The sequence below is a fragment of the bacterium genome (assembly GCA_016873475.1).
In the GTDB taxonomy this organism is placed as follows: domain Bacteria; phylum Krumholzibacteriota; class Krumholzibacteriia; order JACNKJ01; family JACNKJ01; genus VGXI01.
The window spans coordinates 1-7,111 of sequence record VGXI01000169.1 but is presented as its reverse complement, the minus strand read 5'-3'; the positions used below and the strand labels follow the sequence as shown (position 1 = coordinate 7,111).

The window sequence follows — 7,111 nt, the reverse complement described above, 5'->3', positions numbered from 1 at the left end:
GGCCCGACACCATCAGCGGCACCACGGGCAGGGTGTAGCCCGCCGCCGCGAGCGCGGCGAGGTAGCGGGGGATGCGCCGCTCGGCGACGGGCCAGGCCTCGCCGAAGATCATCGCCGCGTCGCAGTCGTCCTTGATCGAGTAGCTCGAGATCGCGCCCGGCGCGAGGCCCAGCGCGTTGCCGAAGTGGTAGTGCTCGCCGCTCCAGACGAGCAGGCGCTCGCCGCTCGGCGCCACCCACCAGAAGCCCTGCTGCGGCCGCGCGAGCGGGTAGCGGCCATGGTGCGTGTGCACGCAGCAGAAGAGGTTCTCCACGCCGAGCGCCGTGAGCACGCCGGCGAAGCCCCAGCCGTGGCCATTGATGTCGGCGGTCATTGCACAGCGCACGGGCAGGCCGATGCTCCGGCCATAGTCGACCGCGCGCTCGGTCAGCCGCGTGAGCAGGGGCGCGTCGATCAGCTCGCTGAAGTTGAAGTAGCTCGCCGAGAGGCCGAGCCGGCCGCGGCGCAGCGCGGCGGCGAAGCGCTCGCGCTCGAACGGGGTCGCCGCGGCGAGGAACTGCTCGACGCCCCAGAAGGTCTCGCAGACCCACTTGAAGGGTGGCTCGCCCGGCGCCTCGGCCGCCGCGAGGGCGGCCCGGAGATAGGCGACCTGCCAGGCGGCGACGCGCGCCTGCGCGTCCGTGTAGCCGAGGTCGGTGTGGCTGTGGTGAACGAGGAGGAGGGTCTGCACGCGCGCTCCCGGCCGGCGGTCGCGGCAGCATAGCGCGCGGACGGGCGGCGCCCCAGCGAAATGCGCTTGGCAATCGCGGCGCGCCTCGCCTAGGCTGGCGCCCGCCCCCGAACGCCGCAAGGAGGAGCATGCCGCAGGCGACGCCGCTCGTCCTCTTCGAACCCGCCGGCATCGAGGCCCTCGGGCCGCCGGTCGCCCTGCGCCCCGTCTGGGAGCTGCGCGTCGGTGCGCGGCGCCTCGTCGAGCGCATCGCGGAGGCCTGGCCGGGCGAGCTCCACTGCGCGCCGCGGCCGGCGCTGGCGGGGCTCTGCCCCGTGTTGCCGCCCGCGCTCTTCGCGGCGCAGCGGGTGCTGCTCCTGGCGGGCCATCAGCTCGTGCTCGATCCCGCCGCGCTGGGCCGCCTCGAAGCGCTGGCGCCGGGCGATCGCATCGAGGACCTCGGCGTTCCGCTCGCGCTCTGCCTGAGCGGCGCCGAGGCGCGGGACTGGCTCGCGGCCGAGGCCACGCGCGAGGCGCCGTGGCCCGCCCCGACCGCCGCGCCGCGCGAGGGTCCCTGCGGCCCGCTGCTCGCCTACTGGTGGGAGCTCTACGAGCTGGCGCCGCGCGCGCTGGCTGCGGACGCCGAGCGCCTGCTCGCCGCCGGCGGCTGGCAACGGGGCGAGCGCGAGGGCATCTGGCTCGCCGCGGGGGCGATGCTCGCCCCGGGCAGCGTGCTCGACGCGAGCGGCGGCCCGGTGCTCGTCGATCGTGGTGCGAGCGTGGGGGCGCTCAGCGTACTCGTCGGACCCTGCTACCTCGGTCCCGGCACGCGCACGAAGCCACACACGCAGCTGCACGGCGTCTTCGCCGGCCCCGAGTGCCGGCTGGGCGGCGAGGTCGAGGAGACCCAGCTCCAGGGCTTTTCCAACAAGCAGCACCACGGCTTCCTCGGGCACGCGGCCGTCGGCGAGTGGGTGAACCTGGGCGCCGGCGCCACGAACAGCGACCTCAAGAACAACTACGGCAGCATTCGCGTGGAGATGGGCGGGCGCAGCCTGGACAGCGGCCGGCGCTTCCTCGGCTGCTGCCTGGGCGACCACGTCAAGCTGGGGATCCAGGGCCGGCTGAACACGGGCACCGTGCTCGAGCCCTTCACGAACTGGTTCGGCGCCGACTTCCCGCCCAAGGGCCTGCCCGCCTTCAGTTGGGGTGGAGAGGGCCGCCTCGAGGAGCACGCGCTCGAGCGCGCCCTCGCCACGGCGGCCATCGCCATGCCCCGGCGGGGCGCGCGGCTCGACGAGGGCCAGGAGGCGGCGATCCGCGCCCTCTTCGCCCGGAGCGCCGCGGCCCGGCGCGCCCGCATCGGCTGAGTCGGGCAAGGGCTGCGCGATGCTGCCGCAATTTGCCCCCCGGCGGGCTTGTCCGCCCCTGCGCTCGGCGCTCCTCCCGAGGGAAGGGACGCTTCCTCAAGCGCTGAATTGACTTCCGGTTATCCCTGCCCGTGGAAGCTGAATCGCGCTCGTCGGCCTGAGCGAAGGTCTGGCCCCGCTTTTGATGACGCAGGCGCCAGACGCATTTGCCCTGCCCAGTGCGTGACAGCCAGACCGGGGGCCCAATCTCACTTCTCGTGTGCTGCGCTTCTCCGTGTTTGGTCCTACGGCTCGGGCGGGGTTTTTCATTTCCGGTGCTGGCCCGTCGCCGGGGCTTCCCCTTTGGGTTTGACAAACGCAAGTCGGCTTGATACCTTGCGTTCCGTCTTCTGGATGCAGGGACTCGCCGCCGCAGCGGGAGCGCTGCGGGGCAGGTGCCTCGAGAAGGGGGAGCATGACCAAGGCCGACCTCGTGGAGGAGATCTCCGCTCGCGTCAATCTGAGTAAGAAAGACACCGGGATCGTGGTCAACCTGGTCCTCGACAACATCAGCTTGGCGCTTTCGCGGGGAGACAAGGTGGAATTGCGAGGCTTCGGCAGCTTCCGTGTGAAGCAGCGCCGCAGCCGGCGCGCCCGCAATCCCCGCACCGGGACCTCGGTCGCCGTGCCCGCCAAGCTCGTGCCCTTCTTCAAGGCCTCCAACGAGTTGAAGAGCCTCGTCAACGGCGAAGAACCGGGCAGCGAGGGGACCGCTTAGGCTGCGGGCCCCTTCCCATCCGCACCGATATCGACCCTTCAGCGCGAGCGGGATGTCCCTCCCGAAAGGGCCCGCTCTGTTTCAACGAGGTAGCCAGGTATGCCCAACGGCAGGAAGCGCAAGCGCAAGAAGATCGCCACGCACAAGCGCAAGAAGCGGATGCGCATGAATCGTCACAAGAAGAAGTAAGCCTCCCTCTTGCGTGACTGGACCCGCGCCTTCCTCGCGCTGCTGGGGCGGCATCCGGGCGGGCTGACCCTGAGGCGGGCGGCCCGCCTCCTCGGCATCTCCCGAGAGGACTATCGGCACTTCAGGCGGGATATCCTCCTCGTGCTCCGTGACGAGCGGCTCCAGCGCTCTCGCGGGCGCTTTCTGCTGCCCGGCGCCGAGGCGCCCGCGGCTGCGGGCGCCGGCCGCCGCAGCCCGCGCGCCGTCACGGCGGCGCGATCGGTGCCCGCGCAGGCGGCCTTCGCGCCCGCCAGCGTCGAGACCGAACGCGCCCAGGGGATGGCCGCGCTGCTCGCCGAGTACGGCCTGGAGCGCGCCTTCCCGCCGGCCGCCGAGGCGGAGGCCCAGCGCCGGGCCGTGGCCGATCCGGGGCAGGCCGCCGGCCGCCGCCGGCTGGCCGGGCTGACGGTTCTCTGCATCGATCCCGCGGATGCCCGCGACCACGACGACGCGATCAGCCTCGAGCCCCGCGAGGGGGGCGGCTGGCGGCTCGGCGTGCACATCGCCGACGTCGCCGAGTTCGTGCCGGTCGACGGCGCCCTCGACCGCGAGGCGCGGCGGCGCGGCAACTCCACCTACTTCTATCTCGACACCATTCCCATGCTGCCGCCCCTGCTCTCGGGCGAGCAGTGCTCGCTGCTGCCGGGCCGGGATCGGGCGGCGCTCTCGCTCTTCCTGGAACTCGATGCGCAGGGCGAGCCGCTCGCGCTCGAGGCCGTCGAGAGCTGCCTGCGCGTGAGCCACGGCCTCAGCTACGAGGAGGCCGAGGCGGCGCTCGCGGGCGCTTCGCCCGGTGAGCCCGCCGCCAGCCTGCGGGCCATGCAGGCGCTGGCCGGGCGCCTCGCCGCGGCGCGCGCGGCCGGCGGCGCGCTGCAGTTCGAGTTGCCCGAGATCCGTCCCCTCGATCGCGGCGAGGGCGTCGAGGCCTTTCGCCCCGTGCCCGTCCTGCGCAGCCACCACATCGTCGAGGAGTTCATGCTGGCGGCCAATCACGCGGTGGGTCGCCTGCTGCGCGAGCGCGGGCGGCCGGCCCTCTACCGCGTGCACCCGCCGCCGATGGCGGAGGACCTGGCCGAGCTGCTGCTCGCCCTGCAGCATCGGCGGGTGAACTGGCGGCCCGGCCACCCACCGCGGAGCGCCGACTACCAGCGCCTGGCCGCGTTGATCGCCGAGCGCCCCGACCGCGAGCAGCTCCTGATGAAGATGCTGCGCTCTCTGGCCAAAGCCGCCTACAGCCTTCACGACCAGGGCCACTTCGGCCTCGCCTGGTGGGACTACCTGCACTTCACCAGCCCGATCCGCCGCTACCCCGATCTCACGGTGCACCGCGAACTGAAGGCGCTGCTGGTCGAGGCGCCGGGCGGCGAGCGAGCGCTTCGCCATCCCTTCGGCGCAGCGCCGCCGCGCAAGCGGACCACCGGTTTGGCGCCCGCCCGCCGGCGCGCACTCGAGGCCATGGCGAGCGAGCTCAGCGATTGCGAACTGAACTCGCTGAAGGCCGAGCGCGAGGGTCTGCGCCTGGAGATGGTGCTCTGGGCCCGCCAGCGCCTGGGCGAGACCTTCGCGGCCGAGCTGCTCGCCGTCACGCCGACCGGCATCGTGCTGCGGCTGCCGGCGGCGGGCGTCGAGGGCTTCCTGCCGGCGGCCCTGCTGGGCCGGGAGTACTATGCCTACGACGCGGATCGCGAAACCCTGCGCGGCGAGCACACGGGCCGGGTCTTCGCCGCCGGTCAGGCGCTGCGGGTCCGTCTCGTGGAAGCGAATCTCTTCAGCCGTCGCCTGCAGTTTTTGCTTGAGGATGAGGAAGCGGCAGACGAAAATCCCGACATACCGTCCCGTCGCCGCAGGAGTTGAGCCGTGGAAGAGCGTCGCCGCGCACCCCGCTTGAAGGTGAAGCTGAGCATCGCCCTGCGCTTGCCCGGTGGCGAAGCCGCCGTTCTCGGCGAGACGCTGGACCTCAGCCGCAACGGCGCCTACTTCACTAGCGAGTACTTCATGGCCGAGGGGACGCGGCTGCCGGTCATGCTCGAACTGCCGGCCGATGCGGCGCATCCCAGCGCCGCCATCCAGCCCGACGGGATCGTCGTGCGCTGCCAGCCCGAGGCCGAGGATCCCGCCGTGCGCAGCTACGAGGTTGCCGTCTTCTTCATGGACCTCGCCAAGGACGAGCAGCTCCTGCTCGATGGCTTCCTCGAGCGCCGTCTCGGGCGAGCCACTGCCCGCTAGGCGCTTCGCGCGCCGTCGAATCCCCTCAAGCGTCATCTGCGGGTGCCGATAACCAACCCGAGCCTTTGTGCACTCGGGAAAGGAGTACCCGCGCATGTCCGACAGCCCGTCCATCGCCGGTCTGGTGGAGATCAAGACGCTTCAGAAGCGCGTGCTTGCGCAGACCGAAAGCCTGCCCAGCCTGTCCACCGTCGTCGGAGAGTTTCTCGAGCTCTCGGCGAAGGAGTACTTCACGGCGCTGGATTTCGAGAAGGTCCTGATCAAGGACCAGGCCCTCGTCGCTCGTCTGCTCAAGGTGGCCAACAGCAGCTTTTTCGGCAGCTCGCGCGCCATCCAGACGGTCCACGAGGCCGTGGTCCTGATCGGCATGGACAATCTCAAGAACATCGTCTACGCGGTCAGCTCGAGCGGCCTGCTCAAGCGCAAGCTGAAGAGCTATCGCTACCCCGAGGCCGGATTCTGGCTGCACTCGATGGTGTTCGGCATGACCTGCCGCGCGCTCATGGAGGGCCTGCGCAGCGGTCCCCTCGGCAGCGAGGAGGCCTTCGTGGCCGGCCTCGTGCACGACATCGGCAAGCTGATCATCGACGACTACCTCGAGCCCGGCGCCGGCCAAGCGGGGGTCTACACGCTGGACGAGGAGCGCGAGGCGGCGGGCTTCGACCACGCCGAGCTGGGCGAGAAGATCCTCGAGCGCTGGCGGATCCCGGAGAACATCCGCGAGGCCCTGCGCTACCACCACGAGCCCTTCGCCGGCGGCGAGTTCCACGGCGGCGCCGCGGTGGTGAACCTGGCCGATCGCACCTGCAACAGCTGGAGCGTGGGCACGCGGCCGCTGATGGACCTCGGGCGCGAAGTCGACGAGGACGAGTACGGGGACATCCTGACCGCCCTCCAGTTCCCCGCCGGCACCTTCCTGCCTCTGCTCTGGGAGCTGCGGCAGAAGCTGGCCGTGGTGGGGAACTACTACGCCGAGGACGAATGAGCGTCAGCCCGGCTGCGCCTGAGAGCCTCGCGCTCCTGGATCTCTACGGCGCGGAGGACCGCGCCGAGTTCCAGCTTGCCCTCGGCGACATCCTCGCCGAGCGCTTCGGCGTGGCCGAGTTCGCCGTCTACCTGCTGGACCGGCGGCGCCACCGCTTCCTCGAGCTGGAGTCGGCGCCGGGCGCGGCGGCCCGCCTCGCGGCGGGTCGTGAGCTGCCGCTGCGCGTGCAGGGCGCCGATCTCGGCCTGCTCGTGCTGCCGCCGGCCGGACCGGCGGCCGAGACGACGGCGGCGATCGGCGACTTCAGTCGCCACGTCGCGCTCGCGCTCTACTTCCAGAAGTTCATCGATCAGCAGGGTCGCCTCATGGAGGAGAGCCTCGCCCACGTGCAGGCGCTGAAGGCGATGGGCGACCTGCTCGGCGAGCTGGACCCCGAGCTGGTGCTCAACAAGACGCTGAAGTTCTTCGTCGACCTGGTCGGCGCCGAGGTCGGCGCCGCGCGACTGCTCGGGGGCGAGCGCGCCCTCTACGAGGCGCGCTGGGGCCTGCCGGCCGAGATGCTCGCGGAGCTCGTCGCCGCGGTGGCGGCGGGCGAGCTGGAGGGCGAGGGCCTGCTGCGCGCGGTGCGACTGCCGCGGCAGCGCTTCGCGAGCTTCTCCCTCGCCAGCGTGCTCTATCTGCCGATCGAGCTGAAGGCGCCGCACGCCTGCCAGGTCTTCTTGCTCTCGGGCGAGGAGATCGCGCTCGGCCAGCACCGCGGCGAGCTGGTCGCCTCCTGCCAGGCGATCGGCGGCATCGCGCTGCAGAAGTCCCTGGACCACCTCGAGCAGATCCGC

Annotated in this window: 7 protein-coding genes; 6 read left to right on the top strand and 1 reads right to left on the bottom strand. The window is 71.7% G+C overall.

Annotated features, from left to right (window positions below):
• Positions 1-850, bottom strand: an 850-nt coding sequence (locus tag FJ251_12105; protein ID MBM4118453.1) for a hypothetical protein, incomplete at its 3' end; no start/stop codon positions are given.
• A gap of 8 nt (positions 851-858) precedes the next feature.
• Here FJ251_12105 and FJ251_12100 point away from each other — a divergent pair.
• From FJ251_12100 to FJ251_12075, 6 genes are all read left to right on the top strand, one after another.
• Positions 859-2,079 carry a hypothetical protein gene (locus FJ251_12100; GenBank protein MBM4118452.1) on the top strand — a complete coding sequence of 407 codons (1,221 nt, stop codon included), beginning with the start codon at positions 859-861 and terminating at the stop codon, positions 2,077-2,079.
• Between the two features lie 454 nt (positions 2,080-2,533).
• A complete protein-coding gene (locus tag FJ251_12095) occupies positions 2,534-2,836 on the top strand; it encodes an integration host factor subunit beta (protein ID MBM4118451.1) in 303 nt (100 codons plus the stop codon).
• 198 nt (positions 2,837-3,034) lie between these two features.
• Positions 3,035-4,918, top strand: coding sequence for an RNB domain-containing ribonuclease (locus FJ251_12090; protein ID MBM4118450.1), 1,884 nt, complete (start codon positions 3,035-3,037; stop codon positions 4,916-4,918).
• A gap of 3 nt (positions 4,919-4,921) precedes the next feature.
• Positions 4,922-5,290, top strand: coding sequence for a PilZ domain-containing protein (locus FJ251_12085; protein MBM4118449.1), 369 nt, complete (start codon positions 4,922-4,924; stop codon positions 5,288-5,290).
• A 94-nt stretch (positions 5,291-5,384) separates the two neighbouring features.
• On the top strand, positions 5,385-6,275 hold the full coding sequence (locus FJ251_12080) for an HDOD domain-containing protein (GenBank protein ID MBM4118448.1): 891 nt from the start codon (positions 5,385-5,387) through the stop codon (positions 6,273-6,275).
• On the top strand, positions 6,272-7,111 hold an 840-nt coding region (locus FJ251_12075), incomplete at its 3' end, for a hypothetical protein (protein MBM4118447.1). The genes FJ251_12080 and FJ251_12075, both read left to right, overlap by 4 nt.

Coding starts and splice junctions, on each gene's coding strand:
- FJ251_12100 (MBM4118452.1), top strand. CDS start 859: ATGCCGCAGGCGACGCCGCTCGTCCTCTTCGAACCCGCCGGCATCGAG.
- FJ251_12080 (MBM4118448.1), top strand. CDS start 5,385: ATGTCCGACAGCCCGTCCATCGCCGGTCTGGTGGAGATCAAGACGCTT.
- FJ251_12095 (MBM4118451.1), top strand. CDS start 2,534: ATGACCAAGGCCGACCTCGTGGAGGAGATCTCCGCTCGCGTCAATCTG.